The organism is Erythrobacter sp. GH1-10 (assembly GCF_045363165.1).
Taxonomy (GTDB): Bacteria; Pseudomonadota; Alphaproteobacteria; order Sphingomonadales; family Sphingomonadaceae; genus Erythrobacter.
Genome location: NZ_JBJFLP010000002.1, coordinates 76172 through 92499, shown reverse-complemented (window position 1 = coordinate 92499; position 16328 = coordinate 76172). Strand labels below are relative to the sequence as shown.

At 63.1% G+C, this 16328-nt stretch carries 19 protein-coding genes and 1 tRNA gene; 8 read left to right on the top strand and 12 right to left on the bottom strand.

Going from position 1 to position 16328, the window contains the following annotated elements; translation table 11 throughout:
- Positions 1-84 precede the first annotated feature (84 nt).
- The 4 genes from ACI5KX_RS14500 to ACI5KX_RS14485 are packed head-to-tail and all read left to right on the top strand — an operon-like array spanning position 85 to position 4329.
- Positions 85-1593, top strand: coding sequence for a flavin-containing monooxygenase (locus ACI5KX_RS14500; RefSeq protein ID WP_406811463.1), 1509 nt, complete (start codon positions 85-87; stop codon positions 1591-1593).
- Positions 1594-1642: 49 nt separating this feature from the next.
- Positions 1643-2404 (top strand): competence/damage-inducible protein A, encoded by a 762-nt coding sequence (locus ACI5KX_RS14495; RefSeq protein WP_406811462.1) that lies wholly within the window; start codon positions 1643-1645, stop codon positions 2402-2404.
- A 45-nt stretch (positions 2405-2449) separates the two neighbouring features.
- Complete coding sequence (locus ACI5KX_RS14490; protein ID WP_406811461.1) at positions 2450-3427, top strand: hypothetical protein; 978 nt, start codon at positions 2450-2452, stop codon at positions 3425-3427.
- Positions 3424-4329, top strand: a complete 906-nt coding sequence (locus tag ACI5KX_RS14485) for a GNAT family N-acetyltransferase (protein ID WP_406811460.1) — start codon at positions 3424-3426, stop codon at positions 4327-4329. Before ACI5KX_RS14490 ends, ACI5KX_RS14485 begins: the two co-directional genes overlap by 4 nt.
- Positions 4330-4441: 112 nt before the next feature.
- Here ACI5KX_RS14485 and rplA read toward each other — a convergent pair whose 3' ends face one another.
- Both rplA and rplK read right to left on the bottom strand, forming a co-directional pair.
- Entirely contained in the window at positions 4442-5134 is a 693-nt protein-coding gene (rplA, locus tag ACI5KX_RS14480) for a 50S ribosomal protein L1 (RefSeq protein ID WP_406811459.1), read from the bottom strand.
- A 4-nt stretch (positions 5135-5138) separates the two neighbouring features.
- On the bottom strand, positions 5139-5570 hold the full coding sequence (gene rplK, locus ACI5KX_RS14475; RefSeq protein WP_406811458.1) for a 50S ribosomal protein L11: 432 nt from the start codon (positions 5568-5570) through the stop codon (positions 5139-5141).
- A 370-nt stretch (positions 5571-5940) separates the two neighbouring features.
- Here rplK and ACI5KX_RS14470 point away from each other — a divergent pair, with 370 nt between their 5' ends.
- Positions 5941-6603, top strand: a complete 663-nt coding sequence (locus ACI5KX_RS14470) for a PspA/IM30 family protein (RefSeq protein WP_406811457.1) — start codon at positions 5941-5943, stop codon at positions 6601-6603.
- Positions 6604-6623: 20 nt separating this feature from the next.
- On the opposite strand, the gene ACI5KX_RS14465 is transcribed toward ACI5KX_RS14470, so the two are convergent.
- Genes ACI5KX_RS14465 through secE form a run of 3 tightly spaced genes read right to left on the bottom strand, consistent with a single transcriptional unit; the run spans position 6624 to position 8557 of the window.
- Positions 6624-7748, bottom strand: a complete 1125-nt coding sequence (locus ACI5KX_RS14465) for a 50S ribosomal protein L11 methyltransferase (RefSeq protein ID WP_406811456.1) — start codon at positions 7746-7748, stop codon at positions 6624-6626.
- Positions 7749-7775: 27 nt separating this feature from the next.
- Positions 7776-8312, bottom strand: a complete 537-nt coding sequence (gene nusG, locus ACI5KX_RS14460) for a transcription termination/antitermination protein NusG (protein WP_406811455.1) — start codon at positions 8310-8312, stop codon at positions 7776-7778.
- Between the two features lie 35 nt (positions 8313-8347).
- Positions 8348-8557 (bottom strand): preprotein translocase subunit SecE, encoded by a 210-nt coding sequence (gene secE / locus ACI5KX_RS14455; RefSeq protein WP_406811544.1) that lies wholly within the window; start codon positions 8555-8557, stop codon positions 8348-8350.
- A gap of 273 nt (positions 8558-8830) precedes the next feature.
- Between secE and ACI5KX_RS14450 the strand changes: the two genes are divergently transcribed.
- The gene (locus ACI5KX_RS14450; RefSeq protein ID WP_406811454.1) at positions 8831-10348 is read left to right on the top strand and encodes an alanine/glycine:cation symporter family protein; all 1518 of its coding nucleotides are present in this window, start codon (positions 8831-8833) and stop codon (positions 10346-10348) included.
- Between the two features lie 42 nt (positions 10349-10390).
- Here the strand turns inward: ACI5KX_RS14450 and ACI5KX_RS14445 are convergent, their stop codons facing one another.
- The 3 genes from ACI5KX_RS14445 to ACI5KX_RS14435 form a co-directional block, all read right to left on the bottom strand.
- On the bottom strand, positions 10391-10540 hold the full coding sequence (locus ACI5KX_RS14445) for a hypothetical protein (protein WP_406811453.1): 150 nt from the start codon (positions 10538-10540) through the stop codon (positions 10391-10393).
- 129 nt (positions 10541-10669) lie between these two features.
- Positions 10670-11368 (bottom strand): class I SAM-dependent methyltransferase, encoded by a 699-nt coding sequence (locus tag ACI5KX_RS14440; RefSeq protein WP_406811452.1) that lies wholly within the window; start codon positions 11366-11368, stop codon positions 10670-10672.
- 61 nt (positions 11369-11429) lie between these two features.
- Positions 11430-11505, bottom strand: a tRNA-Trp gene (locus tag ACI5KX_RS14435).
- A 126-nt stretch (positions 11506-11631) separates the two neighbouring features.
- Here ACI5KX_RS14435 and aat point away from each other — a divergent pair.
- A complete protein-coding gene (gene aat / locus ACI5KX_RS14430; protein ID WP_406811451.1) occupies positions 11632-12345 on the top strand; it encodes a leucyl/phenylalanyl-tRNA--protein transferase in 714 nt (237 codons plus the stop codon).
- Here the strand turns inward: aat and ACI5KX_RS14425 are convergent.
- Genes ACI5KX_RS14425 through ACI5KX_RS14410 form a run of 4 tightly spaced genes read right to left on the bottom strand, consistent with a single transcriptional unit; the run spans position 12294 to position 14449 of the window.
- Positions 12294-12788 carry a DUF2155 domain-containing protein gene (locus ACI5KX_RS14425; RefSeq protein ID WP_406811450.1) on the bottom strand — a complete coding sequence of 165 codons (495 nt, stop codon included), beginning with the start codon at positions 12786-12788 and terminating at the stop codon, positions 12294-12296. The two genes, aat and ACI5KX_RS14425, sit on opposite strands and share 52 nt — an antisense overlap.
- A 2-nt stretch (positions 12789-12790) precedes the next feature.
- Positions 12791-13210, bottom strand: a complete 420-nt coding sequence (locus ACI5KX_RS14420) for an NADH:ubiquinone oxidoreductase subunit NDUFA12 (RefSeq protein ID WP_406811543.1) — start codon at positions 13208-13210, stop codon at positions 12791-12793.
- A gap of 38 nt (positions 13211-13248) precedes the next feature.
- Complete coding sequence (locus tag ACI5KX_RS14415) at positions 13249-13794, bottom strand: DUF192 domain-containing protein (protein WP_406811449.1); 546 nt, start codon at positions 13792-13794, stop codon at positions 13249-13251.
- A complete protein-coding gene (locus ACI5KX_RS14410; protein WP_406811448.1) occupies positions 13784-14449 on the bottom strand; it encodes a regulatory protein RecX in 666 nt (221 codons plus the stop codon). Before ACI5KX_RS14410 ends, ACI5KX_RS14415 begins: the two co-directional genes overlap by 11 nt.
- Before the next feature lie 139 nt (positions 14450-14588).
- Here ACI5KX_RS14410 and ACI5KX_RS14405 point away from each other — a divergent pair, with 139 nt between their 5' ends.
- Positions 14589-16322: a fatty acyl-AMP ligase gene (locus tag ACI5KX_RS14405; RefSeq protein WP_406811447.1), complete on the top strand. Its 1734-nt coding sequence runs from the start codon at positions 14589-14591 to the stop codon at positions 16320-16322.
- The last annotated feature ends 6 nt before the right edge of the window (positions 16323-16328 follow it).

Below are 16328 nucleotides of genomic sequence, written 5' to 3'. Positions count from 1 at the left end.
AGTTTCAAAATGCAATCATGACTCGCTTTTCCCGCCCGCGTGTGTTTACATTGATGTCAACACGGGAAGAGAGAGCCTGAAGCGATGTTAGCCACCCCACCCGATTTCGACGTACTCATCGTCGGTGCCGGCATTTCCGGCATTGGCATGGCCGCGCATATGGAGATGAAGGCGCCGCACCACTCCTATGCCATTGTCGAGCGACGCGAAAACCTCGGCGGTACGTGGGACCTGTTCCGCTATCCCGGCATCCGCTCGGACAGCGACATGCACACGCTCGGCTTCGACTTCGAACCGTGGCGGCATGAAAAGAGCATCGCCGATGCGCCCGCTATTCTCGATTATCTCAACCGCATCGTCGACGAACGCGGTATCCGCCAGCACATCCGCTATGGCCACAAGGTCGTATCCGCCGATTTCCGCGAGGACGAGGCACGCTGGCATGTGGAAATGGAACTCGATGACGGGTCGACCACGCGGCTCACAGCCAACTTCCTCTATCTCGGCGCGGGCTATTACGATTACGACGAACCCTACGATCCCGGATTCGATTTCGGCGAATACGAAGGCCAGGTGATCCATCCGCAATTCTGGCCCGACGATCTGGACTATTCCGGCAAGAAGGTTGTGGTCGTCGGTTCGGGCGCCACCGCCGTGACGATCGTGCCTTCGATGGCGAAGAAGGCCGCCAAGGTCACCATGCTCCAGCGCACGCCGACCTGGATGTTCTCGCGCCCGGCGAAGGACCGGATCGCCAATTTCCTGCGCAAGGTGCTGCCCGAGAAGCTCGCCTACCGGATCACGCGGTTCAAGAACATCCGGATGCAGGATTACGCCTACAAGATGGCGCGCGACAAGCCGGAAAAGGTCAAGGAAACTCTCTGGAGCAAGATCGAGGAGGCGCTCGGACAGGGTTTCGACAAGGACGCCTTCTCGCCTCCCTACAACCCCTGGGAGCAACGGCTGTGCCTGGTGCCCGATGCCGACCTGTTCGAAGCGATGAAGGCGGGCAAGGCCGAGGTCGTCACCGGCCATATCGAGAAGTTCGAGAAAGGCGGCGTGCGCCTGAAGTCGGGCGAGTTCCTCGAAGCCGACATCATCATCACAGCCACCGGGCTGAAACTCGCGGTCGCGGGGAAAATCGCGATCAGCGTGAACGGCGAGCCGGTGCAGTTCAACGAGCGGTTCTATTACAAGGGCTGCATGTTCTCGAACCTGCCCAACCTTGCGGTGGTGTTCGGGTACTTGAACGCCAGCTGGACGCTGCGTGCCGACATCAATTCGGACTTCGTGTGCCGCGTGCTGAACCATATGCGCGCGACCGGCAGCGATATCGCGGTGCCGGTGCTCACACCCGAGGACGAAGCCAAGATCGTGGAAGACGACGTGTTCGATTTCTCGAGCGGATATATCCAGCGTGGCAAACACATCATGCCGCGCAATTCGATCGAGTATCCATGGCGGCTGAACCAGGAGTATGTGATCGACCGCAAGCGCATGGCGGAGGATCCGGTGGTCGATGGCTTGCTGACATTCCGCCGCGCGGGAGCGAATGCACAGTCGGCGGAAGAACAGCTCGAAGCCGCGGAATAGCTCTTCTGGCGGCTAGCATCCGCGAGCCGCTTCGCTTACATCGCTGTCCATGACCTCTCCCGACAAGATCTGGACCGCCGGGCTCGTTATCATCGGCGATGAAATCCTTTCCGGTCGCACCCGCGACAAGAACATCGGCCAGATCGCAAGCTGGCTGCAGGTGCAGGGCATCCGCCTTTCCGAAGTGCGCGTCGTGGCGGATGACGAGGACCGCATCGTCGAAGCCGTGAACGCGCTGCGCGCGCAGAACGATTATCTCTTCACCACCGGCGGGATCGGCCCCACGCATGACGACATCACCGTCGATGCGGTGGCCAAGGCGCTCGGCGTGCCGGTCATCATCCATCCCGAAGCGCGCGCGCTGCTCGAGCGCTATTATGCCGACAAGGGCGGCGTCAACGAGGGTCGCCTGCGCATGGCGCGGGTGCCCGAGGGCGCCGAACTGATCCCCAACCGCATGTCGGGCGCGCCCGGAATCCGCCGCGGCAACGTGATCCTGATGGCGGGCGTGCCGCATATCACCGCGGGCATGCTCGATGCGCTCACCGGCAAGCTCGAAGGCGGCGCGCCGCTGATCTCGGAAACGGTGGGCGGGTTCATCCCCGAGAGCGAAGTCGCGATGCTGCTGCGCGAAATCGAGGAAGCGCACGAGAACTGCCAGATCGGCTCCTACCCCTTCTTCCGCGAAGGCAAGGTCGGATCGAATTTCGTGATCCGATCGACCGATCGCGAAGCGCTGCAAAGCTGCTTCGACACGCTGTGCGAAGGCTTGGCGGAAAACGGCTGGGACTTCACCCCCGGCGGGATCTGATCCCAAACGCGGCCTTAACCCTTTGCCGCTACCGGAATAGGCGCGATGACCTGCGTCTTCATCACCATCGACACCGAGTATTCATCGGGACTGGTCGACGACCTCGGCCCTGCCGGCCGGGCGGAGAATTACGCGCGCTCGATCGCCTGCCTGACGCCCGATGGACCCGCAGGGATCACCCACAAGCTCGAGCTGCTCGAGCGCTACGGACAGAAGGCGGTGTTCTTCGTCGATCCGATGCCTGCGCTGGTCTGGGGTGTCGCGGCGATCGAGGACGTAGTCGCGCCGATCCTCGAAGCCGGGCAGGACGTCCAGCTGCATTGCCACACCGAATGGCTCGCAATTGCGGGCGATGCCAATCCGCTTGCCTCGAAGCGCACAGGCACGAACCTGTTCGACTTCCCGCTGGACGAGCAGGCAGCCATCCTCGAATATGCCCGCGACACGCTTGTCGCCGCCGGAGCGCCCGCGCCGGTCGCCTTTCGCGCAGGCAATTACGGCGCGAACGACGATACGCTGCGCGCGCTGGCGGACCTGGACATCGCCTATGACAGCAGCCATTGCCCGGCACTGGCTTCAGGTGCCAGCCGCATCAGCCTCGGCGGCGATGACCGCGATCCGCTGAGGCATTGCGGCGTGATCGAAGTGCCGGTCGGCACCATCGGCACGCTCGGCGGCGGGCAGCGTCATGCGCAAATCACCGCGCTCTCGCTCGCCGAAATGGTCGCCGCAATCCGCCATGCGCGCGACGAGCGGCGCCATTCTTTCACCCTCGTCAGCCATTCCTTCGAGCTCATCAACCGCCGCAAGCTCGCGGTGAACCGGATCGTACGCCGCCGGTTCGAAGGGCTTTGCCGCGAACTTCAGCGGATGAAACGCGTGACGACTTCAACCTATCGCGACGACCCGCCGCGCCTTGCCGATCCCGGCCAGACGATCGCACCCTTGCCCGCCGATCCGCTGCGCACCGGTGCGAGGATGGTCGAGCAGGTGGTCTCGAACACGCTTTACGGCGCGCTATGACTTCGGTTGCGAGCATCGATTTCACCGTCGGATCGAGACGGCTGTTTGCGGTCAAGAGGCAGCTGGCGACGTGGTCGTTCAGCCTGGAAGATGTTCTCGCAAACGGCGAAGCAATTGCCCCGCCCCGCCCCGAATGCGACGGACTGCGCGTTCTCTCGGCCCCGCAATCCGCGCTGGCTGCGATCGAACGTCTTTTTCCGCGACACCTCGTCGGCGGGCGGCAGGACTACCGAAGGCACTACATCGACATGTCGGGGGGCTTCGAGGATTACCTTGCCGGCTTCTCGGGCAAGACCCGCTCGACCCTGAGACGCAAGGCGCGCAAGCTGGACAAGGAAACGGGAGGCTATTCGGTCAGCGAACACCGCACCCCCGGGGAGATCAAAGCCTTCCTCGCTGCCGCGCTGCCGCTATCGGCGAAGACTTACCAGGCCCGGCTGCTCGATGCCGGTCTGCCCGATACGCCCGAAGCGCGGCACGAAATGCTCGCCGCGGCGAAGCGTGGCGATATACGCTGCTTCCTCCTCTCGGTCGGCGAGACACCGATCGCGTACCTGTCGCTGCCGGTGGTCGGCGAGACTCTCGTCTACGCGCATCTCGGCTACCATCCCGACTGGGCGCGGCTGTCGCCCGGAACGGTGCTGCAGATGGTAGCGCTCGAGCGGCTGTTCGCCGAGGAGCGCTTCGCCTACTTCGATTTCACCGAGGGCGAAGGCGCGCACAAGGCGATGTTCGGAACCGGCAGCGTGGCATGTTCGAGCTTCGTGCTGCTCGAACCGACGCTGGCCAACCGCACTTTGCTCGGAGCGCGGAGCGGATTCGACCGGACCGTCGCCACCGCAAAGGGCCTCGCCGAACGCAGCGGAGCGATCGGGCGGGTGCGCAACCTCTTGCGGACCTGAAACGACAAAGGGCCGAGGTTTCCCCCGGCCCTTCGTAACTTCGGATCAGCCGCGAAGCTTCAACCGCCCCGCAGGGACCGGATGGCTCCGCCAGCGCTTGAAACGCTCAGAATTACGCGCCTTCGACCTCGGCGAGGTCGATCTTCAGGCCCGGGCCCATCGTCGAGGTCAGCGAGACCTTCTTGACGTATTTGCCCTTCGCGCCCGAAGGCCTCGCCTTCACGATCGCGTCGGTCATGGCCTTGAAATTGGCCTTCAGGTCTTCGTCTTTGAACGAAAGCTTGCCGATGCCCGAGTGGATGATGCCCATCTTCTCGACGCGGAATTCGACCTGGCCGCCCTTGGCGTCCTTCACGGCCTGTTCCACGTTCGGGGTGACGGTGCCGAGCTTCGGGTTCGGCATCAGGCCCTTAGGGCCGAGCACCTTACCGAGACGGCCGACAACGCCCATCATGTCCGGCGTCGCAATCACGCGGTCGTAGTCGAGATTGCCGTTCTGCATGTCTTCCATCAGGTCTTCGGCACCCACCTTGTCGGCGCCTGCGGCGAGAGCCTTTTCAGCGTTGTCGCCCTTGGCGAACACCGCGACTTTGACGTCCTTGCCGGTGCCGCTCGGGAGCGAGACCATGCCGCGGACCATCTGGTCGGCGTGGCGCGGATCGACACCTAGGTTCATCGCGACTTCGACGGTTTCGTCAAACTTCGCCTTGTGCTCGCGCAGCGTCGCGATCGCTTCGTCGACGGTGTAGAGCTTTTCCGGGTTCAGCTCGGCGACGGCCTTCTGCTTCTTAGTCAGCTTTGCCATGGTCTTAGCCCTCCACCACTTCGAGGCCCATCGAATGCGCGGAGCCTTCGATGATCTTGATTGCCTGGTCGATATCGTTCGCGTTGAGATCGGCCATCTTGGTTTCGGCGATCTCTTTCAGCTGGCTGCGGGTGATCTTGCCGACCTTGTCCTTGTTCGGTTCGCCCGAACCCTTCTTCACCTTGGCGGCCTTCTTCAGCAGGTAGCTGGCAGGCGGGGTCTTGGTGGTGAAGGTGAACGAACGGTCCGCATAGACGGTGATCGTGGTCGGGATCGGGGCGTTCTTTTCCATGTCCTGCGTGGCGGCGTTGAACGCCTTGCAGAATTCCATGATGTTGACGCCGCGCTGACCCAGCGCCGGGCCGATCGGGGGGGAGGGGTTGGCGGTGCCGGCGGGCACCTGGAGCTTGATATAGCCCTCGATTTTCTTGGCCATGAATGGCCTCCTTTCTCACTGTTGCCGCCATCTTTCGCCCTTCGACAAGCTCGGGGTGAACGGAACGGCTCATGTTAAGCGGTCCAGCGGAGAGCCATGGCCCTCCTCCCGCACGGATTTCCCATCGATGTGACGAGAGGACGCGCACATAGCGATTTCGCCCGGCAATGCAAGCGATTCCGGCGCGTTGCCGGACTGGATTCGCGGGCTTCGGAAGACCAACGATCCCGCGTCTTTCCGCAAAATCGCTGCCCCTAGGCAACGGGAAAATGTCGCTCTGCTCCAATACGATTCTGCGCGTTCACGATATCGCAATATCTCAGATGCAACCGTCCGGGTCGAAACGGCAAATTCATCAAGGGGTTAGGGTATGCTGCGGGTCGCCATCCAGGTCAGGGACCTGATTTCGAGCAATGTCACAAGCGCGGTCGAAGCCGCCTCCAACCCCGCAAAGATGCTCAATCGTCTCCAGCGCGAGATCGAGGAAGCGATCATTTCGCTCGAAGGCGAGCGCACGAAAACGCGCCAGCACAAGAAACGGCTCGAAGCCTCGATCGCGCAGACCGAGATGCGCGAGGCCGACTGGGGTGACAAGGCAAAGACCGCGATGGATCACGACCGCGAGGATCTTGCCCGGCAAGCGCTGCTGGCCCGCGAAGAATGCCGCGAGACGATCGCCAAGGCGAAAGACGAGATCGCTCAGGCCGACGCCGATCTCGCCGAGATCGACGGTGCAGTGAAAGAACTCGAAGCCAAGCGCGAGGAAACCCGCGAGCAGGCCCGGGCACAGGCTGCCGCCGACGGTGCGTCAACCGGAACGAGCGGAAAAACCAGCAAGGCCGACAGCTATCTCAGCCGCATTTCGACGCTCGAAAAACGCAGCCGGTTCGCCACCGAAGACTCGGCAGGCGCCCGCACGAGCGCCAACGTCGACAAGGAAATCGACGAGATGCGGCGAGCAAGCACAGTCGATGCCGAACTGGAAAAGCTCAAGGGCGGAGCGAAGAAGCCCGCGCGCAAGAAGGCGAAGTAGGCCGGCGCAGCCCGCTTCGGTTACCGGGGCAGGCTGAAACCCATCAGCAGGTGGTTGTGATCCACGCGTAGCGTGACCTCGTCGCCGGCAGCGCGCACGGGCTGGTCTCCCAGCGGGTGGAACAGCGTCGACCAGGCGTGCTTCTCGTCTTCGTCGACCTCGTAATCGAGCCCGCCGGGAAAGCCGAAGCCGATCCACTGAACGAGCCCGTTGGGCGCGCCCTCCGCGGTCAGCACCATCGGCGCTTCGATCCCTTCCGTCTCCAGCGCGTATTCGCCGCGCAGGTCGAATTCGATCAGGCGGGTCGGCGCGGTTAGCGCGGTGTCGCCCCGGCGATCTGCGCGCAGCGGCTTGGTGCTGGGGGCGAACAGGTCGATCGCCGAGAGGTCGATACCGTCCCATTGCGTCACCGGCCCGCGGGGGCAATCCGCCCGTGCGTAATCGACCAGCATGCCGCTGGCCCAGATGCGCTCGGGCAGCATGACCGCGCCTTCGGTCAGCAGCTTTTCGCGCGCCGTGCGGGTCAGCGGGAGGATCGCCTCGCCAAGCAGGATGTTGTCGACGATCTCGTGCAGGAAGACGTTGCAGCGCTCGGGAATGTCTTCGCCGATTTCGACATCGTTTGCGTCCTTGGCGATCACCGTGACCCGGTCGGCAAAGCCGTTGGCGGCGATGTTGCGCCGCGCGGCCTCGGCAATCGCGGGCACCACTTCGATGGTGTAGACGTGTTTCGCGCCCGCGCGCGCAGCCATCATCGCCAGGATGCCGGTGCCGGTCCCGATTTCGAGCACCACGCTGTCCGGCCCGATATTCTCGCGCACCGCGCGGTCATAAACCCGGTTGCGCGATTCGACATTGACGATGACCCAGTGCCACGCGGCGAAGTGCGCACGCACGGCGGGGTCGGTCAGCTGCCAGACGTAACCGTCATCGGGAGCCAGCGCGCGGGCATGCGCGGCGATCGCGAGCGCATCGGCGGGCGAAAGTTTCTCAGACATGCTCGCGACCATCTGCGCGAGCTTGCGCGCGGCATCGGGTCGGCCCAGCAGCTTATCGACGAATTCTCCGGGGAACGGGTGCGCGACGGTGAGCGGTAGCTGGGCGAAGCCATTCGCCCCGACCGCCTCCTCGTCCCGTTCTGCCATCGGCCCGACCTGATCCAGCCGACACCGTTACTTGACCAGTTCGACCTGTTCGAAATCGAGCTCGACCGGCGTTGCACGACCGAAGATCGAGACCGAAACCTTGACCTTGGCCTTGTCGAAATCGAGTTCCTCGACCACCCCGTTGAAGCTTGCAAACGGGCCGTCGAGCACCTTGACCTGGTCGCCGATCTCGTAATCGACGCTGATGTCCTTCTTGGGCGCGGCCTTGGCCTCTTCGACGCCGCCGAAATAGCGCGCGGCCTCTTTCTCGCTGATCGGCTGCGGCTTGTTGCCCGAACCGAGGAAGCCGGTCACCTTCGGCGTGTTCTTGACGAGGTGGTAGATATCGTCGGTCATGTTCAGCTTGGCGAGGACATAGCCGGGCATGAACTTGCGCTCGACCTGCACCTTCTTGCCGCGCTTGATCTCGGTCACGGTCTCAGTCGGGACCTGCACTTCCTCGACACCTTCGGAAAGGCCAAGCCGTTCGGCCTCGGCGATGATCGCATCGCGGACCTTGTTTTCGAATCCGGAATAAGCGTGGATGATGTACCAGCGGGCCATGGATTATCCTTGAAAGGGCTTGGTCGTCTCGCGCGTCAGAGCAGCGAGAGAAGGAATTTGACGATTGCGTTGAACAGGCTGTCGATACCGAAGAAGAACAGCGACAGGATCACCATGAAGATGAACACGAAGATCGACGTGCGGATCGTCTCTTCGCGGGTCGGCCACACCACCTTGCTCGTTTCCGTTCGCACCTGGTTCACGAACTCGGCGGGCGATGTCTTGCGTTTCTTTTCTTCGGCCATTTCTCGAGCCTTGTCCTTCACGTTGCGAATCTGTCCGGCAATCGCTTTCAGGTAGGTCTCGTCGCCGCCCGGGACAAGGTCGCCGGAGGGGCCAAAAGATTTTGCGATGTCGGAAAGACGTGTGTGCCAATAGTCGCGGCCTCCGGCAAAAGCAAGGGCAAGGACGCGGGTTTCGGCTTGTGCAGGCGCGGTCGCGCCACTAGCGTGCGGCGCTTCACATCCGGCCCGTTCGGGCCGTTCGAATTTCGGGGACGCAAAAGGGGATAGCCACACATGGCTGCAGCAGCATCGGGCGCGGAAGCATGGATCGCGCCGATTACCAATGTTTCGGACTTCATCTGGGGTGGCACCTGGAACGGGGAGGCTGTCATTCCCTTTCCGCCGATGACGATCATCCTGCTCGGCATCGGGCTGTGGATCATGATCGGCCTGAAATTCTATCCGCTCCGCAATCTCGGTGCAGCCTTCAAAGGGCTGCTCGCAGGTCGCAAGGGCGAAGGCGACGGAGAAATTTCACCCTTCGCCGCGCTTTCGACCGCGCTTTCCGGACAGGTCGGCACGGGCAACCTCGCCGGTGTCGCCACCGCGATCGCGCTGGGCGGACCGGGCGCGATTTTCTGGATGTGGGTCACCGCCCTGATCGGCATGGCGCTCGCTTTTGCGGAAGGCTCGCTTGCAATCCGCTATCGCGAGACGACGAGCGACGGGGTGAAGCGCGGCGGCCCGATGAGTTACATCATGATGGGACTGGGGCCTAAATGGACCTGGCTCGCCGTGGTCTTCTGTCTCGGCACCCTGTTTTCCGCACTCGTTACGGGCAACTCGATCCAGGCCAACGCCGTGGCAGACGGTCTCAATGAGCTGTTCGGGATCGAAGAAGCCATCGGCGGAGCGATCGTCGCGGTGCTCGTCTTCGCGGTCATTATCGGCGGGATCAAGTCGATCGGCAGCGTCGCCGAAAAGGTCATCCCGTTCATGATGGTCGCCTATATCATCATGGCGATCATCGCCCTGGCCATCAACATCTCCGATATTCCGGAAACATTCTATCTGATCTTCTACAGCGCGTTCAATCCGTCGGCAGCCGTGGGCGGATTTGCAGGCGCGGCGATGATCATGGCCCTGCGCGCCGGCGTTGCGCGCGGGCTGTTCTCGAACGAGGCAGGCCAAGGTTCGACCGCCATCGCTCACGCCGTCGCTCAGACCAACGATCCGCAATCACAGGGCCGCATGGCGATGCTGGGCACCTTCATCGATACGATCGTGATCTGCACCATGACCGCGCTGGTCATCCTTACCGTGCGCGGCGATTTCACCGCAGGCGGCGAAGCGGTGTTGCATGCGTGGCAATCCGACCGCGTCGGCTTCGAGATGACCAGCGGCGCCTTTGCGGCCGCCTTCCCGACCGAGATCGCGGGTATTCCGCTGGGAACGCTTGTCGCTTCGACCGCCCTGATCCTGTTCGTCTTCACCACGCTGCTGACGTGGTCGTATTACGGCGAGCGGGCGATCACCTTCCTCTACGACCGGATCCCCGGCTCGTCGCGCGGCGGCGAAAAGACGCTGCACATCATCTGGCGCGTTCTGTGGTGCGTTGTGATCTGGCTCGCTGCTGCGCAGCCTTCCGAATTGGTCTGGCGCCTCGGCGACATCTCCAATGCGGCCATGGCGCTGCCCAACCTGTTGGCCCTCGCTTTGCTGTCGGGTGTGGTGTTCAAACTCGCACAAGGCATCAAGGATGCAGGGCCGACCCACACGGTCGAAACACCCGAAGAGCCCGAGGAATACTGATGTCGACGGGGCGCCCCGGCGGCGGGCGCCCCGCCCGACCCCTCAATACCGACCCATAAGGCGTTCGAGCCAGCTCGGCTCGTGCATCGGGCGCACCCGGCCATAAGCCAACGCGCGCACGCTCGGATCGAGCGGCTGGCGCGGCATCACCCAGCTATCGGGGCGCGAGCTGTTGTAGCGGAACTGGCACATCGTCGTTCTCCTGATCGCGAGCGTTGCCGCTCGGTTCGACGACGGTGTGCCACGCTTCGTCTGGCGAAGACCTGACCGGGCGCGTTAGCTTGCGTTCATATAACTTGCGCTCAAAGTGAACGCTGTGGATCAGGCGTCGCTTGTAAAGGCGCCGAGATTGGCGGCCGAACCCGGCTTGCTCGCCTCGACGTGGTGCGAAATCGCCGGATCATGATCGAAACGGGCGGCATGGCTGTCGTATCGTCCCAGCAATGCTTCAGGATCCTTGTACTTGTAGAATCGCACCGCCTCGAACCCGGCCTGTTCGAGCGCCGCAGTCAACCGCGGACGCGAATAGATGAAGCGGTGGCCGTGCTCGTAAAAGATCTGGTTGATCTCGGCACCGTGAGAATCTTCGTTCGCCACACGGGCACCGAAATACTCTAGGCAGGGGGTCGCCACATGGATCACTCCGCCGGGCTTCAGCACGCGAAAGCATTCATCCAAAAGGCGTGCCCCGGCCGCCTCGTCGACATGCTCGATGACCTCCTCGGTGAAGATCACATCGAAACACGCATCGGGCAACGGGAGCGGCTTTGTCAGGTCCACAAAGGCATCGGCGCGCGGATCGATATCGACGTTCAGCATCCCATCGATGCAATGCGATCCCGATCCCAGGTTGAGCCCGCGAGGTCCCTCCCTGCGACAATACTCAAGCACATAGCTGCGCGATACAATCGGACCGGTAGCCTGCCAGATCGCCGGAGCCTTACGCCCCACACCGGCTAGCGCCGCATGCACCACGCCATACTTGCCGCTGTATTTTCGAAACTTTTCGACCAGATCCATCGCAGCGTCCGCTCCTTTGCTTACGCAAGCTCCTAGCCGATTCTGGGGATTTGTGAAGAAATGGCAGGGGTGACAGGATTCGAACCCGTGGCCCTCGGTTTTGGAGACCGATGCTCTACCAGCTGAGCTACACCCCTGCAGGGAAGGCGCGCTTTAGCCTCCGCCATCGCGATAGGCAACAGGCGATCGCGGACCGCCCGACAAAGTGCGCATCATATCGATTTTGCCTTGCACGCCGGCGTCTTGCTATTCACCTGCCTGCTATGCATTCGCCCTTGCGCTCCTTGATACCGGTCGAAACGCTGCTGCTCGCCTATCGCAGCGGCATCTTCCCGATGGCCGATACGCGCGACGACCAGGATGTTTTCTGGGTCGAACCGCGCGACCGGGCGATCATCCCGCTCGATGGATTGCATGTGTCGAAGAGCCTGCGCAAGGTGCTGCGCACCGACCGCTTTGTGGTGACCATCGACGAGGCGTTCGGCGAAGTCATCCGCGCCTGCGCCGCGCCGCGTCCGGGCCATCCCGAAAGCTGGATCAGCGACCGCATCGTCGCCAGTTACGAGCAGTTGCACCGCGCCGGTCACGCCCATTCGATCGAATGCTGGCAGACGGGCGACACGGGCAAGGCCGAACTGGTCGGCGGGCTTTACGGCGTGTCATTCGACCAGGTGTTCTGCGGCGAAAGCATGTTCAGCCGCGCCGACAACGCTAGCAAGGTCGCGCTGTGCTGGCTGGTCGCGCTGCTCAAGACCGGCGGCTACCGTCTGCTCGATTGCCAGTTCATGACCGATCACCTCGCGACGCTCGGCGCCGTCGAAATGCCGCAGAAGGACTATCTCAAGCTGGTGTCAAAGGCGCGGGGGCTGCCGGAGCACGATCTCGTCGCAGTCTATCGCGATGTGATCGAAAGCGCCCGGGCGGCTCACTCGTCGCCCGGAAAACTCATCGCGCAGTCTTTGACCCAGACGTCGTAGATCGGGTGCTCGACCACGTTGAGGCTGGGCGATTCCTTGAATAGCCAGCCGGAAAAGACCCGCGCGTGCTCACTCATTCCGCGATCGAGGATGTCGACCTGAACGAAGGCGCCGGTTTCTTGGGGCATCTCCCACGGGGCGGTTCGCTCGCACGCCGCGAGAGTCAGAATCACCGGACCGATCTCGCGGACCTCGCCGGGCTTCATCTCGATATCTTCGGATAGATTGTTACGCTTGTTGAGCAGGCCGAGCGTGGCGACCCGGTCGGACATCGGGGTGGCCCCTTCAGCCGCTTCGGCAACCGCAGCTTCTGACGCCGCTGCGCTCTCACCCGAAGGCTCCGCAATATCCGTCCGAACGGTTCCCTGCTCGTCCGTCTCGCTGCCGCACGCGGCGAGCGCAAAGACGGGCAGAACTACCGAAAGGACGCTCCGACGGGCCATTCCTATCCCTCGGGGGACCACGCCTCGTAGTCGCCGTCCGCAGCCGCACGCTTGCCGCCGCGCTGGAGAGCGCCCTGCGGAAGATAGGCCTGCGGCGTACCGGTCGCGTTGGGCGTGTAGTCGGCTTCCCAGATCTTCGCTGGCGGCAAATGGCTTTCGGGCACGTCGTCGAATGCGCCGTGCAGCCAGCCGTGCCATTCGGACGGGACCCGGCTCGCATCGTTGGCGCCGTTGTAGATCACCCAGCGCTTTTCCGCCTGGGTGTAGGAGCCGGTATTGGTCCCGCCCTTGGCGCGCTTGCGATAATATTTGTTACCCTGCGCGTCGGTGCCGACATGTTCGCCGCCTGCACGCATGGCCCACCAATGCGTGCCCAGCGTCGCGCCGTCCCACCAGGTGAAGATTTTTCCGAAGATTCCCATGGCGGCGCGGATAGCGGAATTGCCGCCTTGCGCCAAGATCATTCACGGGCCTTTTCGGGTAGCCGGTATTCCACCGCATTCCCGGGAGCGATGCCGAGTTCATCGGACAGGCCTCCGCGAATTTCCAGCACCGCCGTCGCGAGCCCGGCCGATGGCACCGACTCCAGCGAATAGGGCTCGGTGCGCTCGGCAATGTTGGTGATCCTGCCATCGGTCCCGATGAAGATGATGTCGAGCGATATCGGAGTGTTGCGCATCCAGAAGCTGCGGTTCTGCGGGATGTCCGAGGGGAAGATCATCGCCTCGTCATCGGCCAGTTTGGTCCGGAACATCAGGCCGCGCGTCTGCGCTTCGCTGCTCGCAGCGAGTTCGGTCTTGAAGGTGATGCGCTCGTCCGCGGTCACCACCGTGACGTCGATGATCTCCAGACCCGATATCGGATGCCGCTCGGTGTCCTCAGCGTCCTCGGACACGGTGGAGGGGGACTGATCGCGGCTGGTTTCGACCGGAGAGCAAGCGGCGATCAGTGCTGTGGCCAACGCAGCGCGCAGCCAGACGAACACCGGGATTCGGTCAATACTCATCTCTGGGGTCTTCCCCCTCGGCTTCTGCAAGCCATTCCTCAACTCTTTCAGCGCTTTGCGCATCTATTATGAACCGCACGTGATCCATGGCGTGACCCGCCCGCAGCATTGCGGCCAGCTGCTTTTCGCGCAGCTTGCGTGCTACAACAGGGTCAAGCTCCTTAACACGGTCGTTAGCGGAGCGATCACCGAATGGTCCGAAACGGCGCTTTTTCGCCATGAGGACAGCCGCCTCGCGGCTCTGCAATTCGCCGGGAGCATGCTCGGCGCGCACCTCTTCTTCCACTCCTGCCGCCCACAGCGCCTGTTCGACCCGCCGCGCCCCGTATCCCCTGCCGGTGAGGTCGCGCGTCTTCATCCGCGCATAAGCCTCGTCATCGACATATCCGAGTTCGGCCAGCCGGGCGACGAGTGCCTTCACATCGAGCTCGCGGGTGCGGCCGTCGCCATCCTCGGCGACGCCCCGCTCGCGGATCTTGCGCGCAAGATAGGCTTCCAGCTTGGCTCCGGTGGTGGCGAAACGCGCGGCATAGGACAGCGCAAGGTCGCGCAGGCTCGTCTCGTCAAGCGGACGAGCGCGCTTGCGGGCAGCCCCCTTCCGACCTCGCCGAGGACGCTCGGTTTCGCTACCGTTCGATGACGAAATCCTGTTCAACGCAACTTTTTCGCCTTATTCGTGCCACAGTCCTTATCAAATGGGAAAGCTGGACCGTTGCGAAGAATGATAACTCGGACGGTGGGGACATGATAGGGCGCAGGGAGTTGCGCTGCAAATTACGGGTATCGCTAAAGAAATGACCGACGCCGCTTTGACGCCGACGCCGAACGACTGCGATTTGCCACGCAAGCGCGCAGAGTTCGCGACCTTCAACGAGGCCATCGATTACGCCGCGAAGAGCCAAAAAGGCCTCAATTTTCACGATATGCGCGGGCAGCTCGAACGGGTCTATCCGTTTTCCGAGATGCGCGACGATGCGCTGGTCACGGCCCGCCGCCTGATCGCGGCGGGCATCAAGCCGCAGGATCGTGTCGCGCTGATCGCCGAAACCGGACCGGACTTTGCCGCGCTGTTCTGCGCCTGCGTCTACGCCGGGGCCTGGCCGGTGCCGCTCCCGCTTCCCACGACTTTCGGCGGCAAGGACAATTACATCGACCAGCTTGCGGTGCAGCTGCAGAGCTCGGACCCGGTGATCCTGATCTATCCGCCCGAAATCGGCGAGATGGCCAAGGCGGCGGCCGATCGCCAGGGTTGCGCAAGCGAAGATTGGGACGCGTTCGCGCAGCGCGAAGCGCCCGAGTGCGAGCTGCCCGAGGCGACGCCGGACGACATTTGCTATCTGCAATACTCCAGCGGCTCGACGCGTTTCCCGACCGGCGTTGCGGTCACGCACGAGGCGTTGCTGCACAATCTCTACGGCCACGCGACGACGATGAACCTTGGCGAGAACGACCGCTGCGTCAGCTGGCTGCCATGGTATCACGACATGGGCCTTGTCGGATGCTTCCTGTCGCTGATCGCCAACCAGGTTTCGGCCGACTATCTCAAGCCCGATGCCTTCGCCCGTCGCCCGCTTGCGTGGCTCGACATGATCAGCCGCAATCCCGGCAACACGCTCTCCTATTCGCCGACCTTCGGTTACGACATCTGCGCGCGCCGCATTTCGAGCCAGAGCCATGTCGCCGAACGCTTCGACCTCGCGCGCTGGCGCGTCGCGGGGAACGGCGCGGACATGATCCGCCCCGACGTGATGCAAAATTTCGTCAACGCGTTCGCCGATGCCGGGTTCAAGGCTTCGGCCTTCACCCCGTCCTACGGCCTCGCCGAAGCCGTGCTCGCGGTCACGGTGATGCCGCCGGGGGAAGGCATTCGTGTCGAGCTGGTCGAAGAAGAGCGCCTTTCGGGCACACCGCGCGATATCTCGCGCCCGGCCCGCTACCGCGCGATTGTCAATTGCGGCAAGGCGCTGCCCGACATGAAGGTCGAAATCCGCGGCGAGGATGGTCACGCCAAGGGCGACCACCAGATCGGCAAGGTCTGGTGCCAAGGGCCCAGCGTCATGCATTCCTATTTCCGCAACGAGGACGCGACCAACGACTGTCTCGTCGACGGCTGGCTCGACACCGGGGACATGGGCTACCTCGCCGATGGCTACCTGTTCATCGTCGGCCGGGCGAAAGACATGATCATCATCAACGGCAAGAACCACTGGCCGCAGGATATCGAATGGGCTGTGGAGCAACTGCCCGGCTTCAACCACGGCGATATCGCCGCTTTCGCGGTCGAAACCGACAATGGCGAGGAAGCGCCTGCGGTGCTGGTGCATTGCCGCGTCTCCGATCCGGTCGAGCGCGTGAAGCTGCGCGAGCAGATCGCCGACAAGGTCCGTTCGGTCACCGGCATGAGCTGCGTCGTCGAACTGGTCCCGCCGCGCACTCTGCCGCGCACCAGCTCGGGCAAGCTCTCCCGCGCCAAGGCGAAGAAGCTGTACCTGTCGGGCGAGATCGTGCCGCTCGAACTCGCGGCCTGACGCCGT